This window comes from Bacillus sp. 22475 (assembly GCF_052044835.1).
Classification (GTDB): Bacteria; Bacillota; Bacilli; order Bacillales; family Bacillaceae_G; genus Bacillus_A; species Bacillus_A cereus.
Map to the genome: position 1 here is coordinate 1 of NZ_JBQENW010000075.1, position 3,672 is coordinate 3,672.

Sequence of the window (3,672 nt, forward strand, 5' to 3'; positions counted from 1 at the left end):
TCAGCTGGAAATCATGCACAAGGTGTTGCATTATCTTCTCATTTACTCAAAATTAAAAGCAAAATTGTGATGCCGACCTCTGCACCGCAAGCTAAAGTGGATGCGACGAGAGGATATGGTTCGGAAGTTATTTTATACGGTGATACATTTGATGATGCAAAAGCAAAATGTGAAGAGATTATAAAAGAAACAGGCGAAACATACCTACATCCATATGATGATGTAGAAGTAATGGCTGGCCAAGGGACAATTGGCTTAGACATTCTAGATGATATGTGGGATGTTGATACTGTTATTGTACCTATTGGTGGAGGAGGAATTATTTCAGGGATTGCTGTAGCACTGAAATCATTTAATCCTTCCATTAATATTATTGGGGTTCAAGCAGATAATGTTCATGGAATGAAAGCTTCTTATGATGCGGGGAGAATTTTAGAACACTATGAAGCACCAACAATAGCGGATGGTTGTGCGGTAAAAATACCAGGGAATTTAACTTTTGAAATTGTAAAAGACCTAGTAGATGATATTGTAACTGTATCGGAAGAAGAATTAGAAGTAGCAATGAAAGACTTACTGCAACGCGGAAAAGCTGTCGTAGAAGGTGCGGGAGCATTAGCCACAGCCGCTCTTCTTGCAGGCAAAGTTGATAAATATGTACAGGGTAAAAAAGTAGTAGCGGTTATTTCAGGCGGCAATGTGGATTTAAAACGTATTTCAACTGTATGTGAGCATTTTTTTGTTGCCAATGAGGTAAAATAACGATTCAATAATCTTATAAAATAAAATTATTTTACTTAAGGGGAGCTAGGAGACGATATCTTAGCTCCTTTTTAAATAAAAGGAGGCGTGTGTGATGGCCAACTTATTTAGGAAAAAATCAGTAAAGAAATTGTTAGAAGATAGTAAAAGTAAGACTTTGACAAAAACGTTGGGCGCATTTGACCTTACCATGCTAGGGATAGGTGCAATAATTGGTACAGGAGTACTTGTATTAACTGGATTAGTAGCCGCAAGAGATGCGGGTCCAGCAGTTATTTTTTCATTTATGATTGCCGCAATTGTTTGTGGGTTTGCAGCCCTATGTTATGCGGAAATCGCATCTGCTCTTCCAGTCTCGGGTAGTGTATACACCTATTCATATGCGACGATTGGTGAGTTTGTAGCCCACTTAATGGGATGGACTTTATTGTCTGTATATATAGTTACAACTGCCGCAGTAGCGGGTGGATGGACAGGCTATTTTCATAACTTAGTAAACGGATTTGGGATTGAGATACCAAAATCACTTTTAACAATTCCAACACAAGGTGGAATCGTTAACTTACCAGCAGTAATCATTACTTTGTTATTAACTTGGTTATTATCAAAAGGCACGAAAGAAAGTAAGCGAGTGAATAACGCAATGGTATTAATAAAAATTGGTATTGTTTTTTTATTCATTTCAGTTGGTATATTTTACGTAAAACCAGAAAACTGGATCCCGTTTGCACCTTATGGTATAAGCGGAATCTTTGCCGGAGGAGCTGCAGTATTTTTTGCCTTTTTAGGATTTGATGCGTTAGCAACGTCTGCTGAAGAAGTAAAAAATCCACAACGTGATTTACCGATTGGTATTATTGCTTCGCTAGTTATTTGTACAATTATTTATGTTATAGTTTGCCTTGTTATGACTGGTATGGTTTCTTATAAGGAATTAGATGTACCAGAAGCAATGGCCTACGTATTAGAAGTTGTAGGACAAGATAAAGTAGCGGGTATAATTGCAGTTGGAGCTGTAATTGGTATTATGGCTGTAATTTTCGCTTACATTTATGCAACAACACGTGTATTCTTTGCGATGAGTCGTGACGGTTTATTACCAAAATCGTTTGCGAAAATTAATAAGAAGACAGAAGCACCAGTATTCTCAACTTGGTTAACAGGTATTGGTAGTGCTTTAATTGCTGGATTTATCGATTTAAAAGAATTATCGAATTTAGCGAATATTGGAGCGTTATTAACATTTGCGATGGTTGGTGTGTCAGTTATTATTCTTCGTAAAACACATCCAAATTTAAAACGTGGTTTCATGGTACCACTGGTACCAATCTTACCGATTATTTCAATAACATGTTGCTTATTCTTAATGGTAAATCTACCTTTAAAAACTTGGGTTTATTTCGGTATTTGGTTATTTATAGGGATAATAGTATATTTTATGTATTCTAAAAGACATAGTCAATTAAACAAACTATAAATGAGATATATCAGAGACAAAGGTTATCACAACCTACATGTTTGAGCAAGTAGGATTCTTCTCTTTTGGGATGTGCCTTTTCTTTTTATAAAAAATTCAATCAAAAAAACTTGAGAGTTTATGTTATACGTAAAAAAAAACGAATCTATTTTTAAAATAGATTCGTTTTTTTATCTCCTAATAACTTAAAAACTTAAACTGAAATAGAAAAAATGAATGAAGTATTTGGATGATAGTAAATGTCTGAGTGATTTCAATGTACACATGAAGAATCAGTTTGTATTTATTTCCTTGATAGAATTTTACATAATATTAATTTTTTGTGAATTATTAATCTGAAAATAATTTGATTTAAAGTATTATTCACACAAAATGACTACCTTTATGTAATTTATTTGATTTATAAGATAGTTAGGAATACTTAATCAAAACATAAAAGCTCATTATTGATTGATATTTTATAAAGTTGTATTAATATGTGTCATAAAATAACATCTAAATATAATTATAAACAGAACGAGGGGAGGGCTATGTGAAAAGTAATAAATACAAGTTCATGAACTGCTTTTGCACGTAAGCGCATGCTAAAGAAACGAAAACTATTAAATTTATTAAGGAAATGAGAGGGAGATAATATGGGGAATAAATCAAAGCATAAAACTAAAAGAATACTTGTAGCTACTGCAACATTAACTATAATTGCTTCTGGAATGGCTTCTTCATCAGATGTCTTTGCAGAGGAAACGCAGCAGCAAAAAAATGTATCAACATCACTGCAAAGTGAAAAGTCAGTCAAATCTGAAAATAGAACATTTACAGTCCCAGGAAAAGGGGATGTTGAGGTACTGAAACAACAGGAAAGAAAAAATATGGCATTTAGTCCATATGAACCAACTGGTTTATATGCAAAGCCAAATGAGCAAATAACGATTAATGTAGAAGGTAATCAAGATATTCAAGCATACATTGGAACGTATTCGTATGATGCTTCTTGGAGAGAAGATTCTAAGATAAAATCATTTACATTAAAACCTGGTGTAAACACAATCCAATCTCCAAATGGGGGGCTGATTTATTTTTATAATAAACAGCAAGGAGGTAGCATTCGAACAACAATTACAACAGGTGGAACGACTACGCCTTTCTTTGAACTAGGAAAGCATACAAAACAAGATTTAATAAACATGCTGGACCAATATCCTAATGCACATGCAGTGGAGTTAAAAGGCGAACGTGTATTAATTACGGCCAGCCCTGCACGTGTTAAGAAATATTTGTTGGGTTCTAATACAGATCCTGTACAACTCTTAAAAAAGATGGATGAAGCTACTCGAATTCAAGACAAAGTAGCTGGATTATCTGAAGAACAAGTAGATAAACATTATGTTCATTACGTAGAAGAAAATCATTCTCCTGATTATTATATGTATGCA

Annotated in this window: 3 protein-coding genes; all 3 read left to right on the forward strand. The window is 34.1% G+C overall.

The window, feature by feature from the left end:
* A partial coding sequence (locus ACTJJY_RS31765; protein ID WP_440607427.1) for a pyridoxal-phosphate dependent enzyme occupies positions 1–762 on the forward strand: 762 nt, incomplete at its 5' end.
* 94 nt (positions 763–856) lie between these two features.
* On the forward strand, positions 857–2,239 hold the full coding sequence (locus ACTJJY_RS31770) for an amino acid permease (RefSeq protein ID WP_440607428.1): 1,383 nt from the start codon (positions 857–859) through the stop codon (positions 2,237–2,239).
* Positions 2,240–2,874: 635 nt separating this feature from the next.
* Positions 2,875–3,672, forward strand: a 798-nt coding sequence (locus ACTJJY_RS31775; RefSeq protein WP_440607429.1) for a M60 family peptidase N-terminal accessory domain-containing protein, incomplete at its 3' end; no start/stop codon positions are given.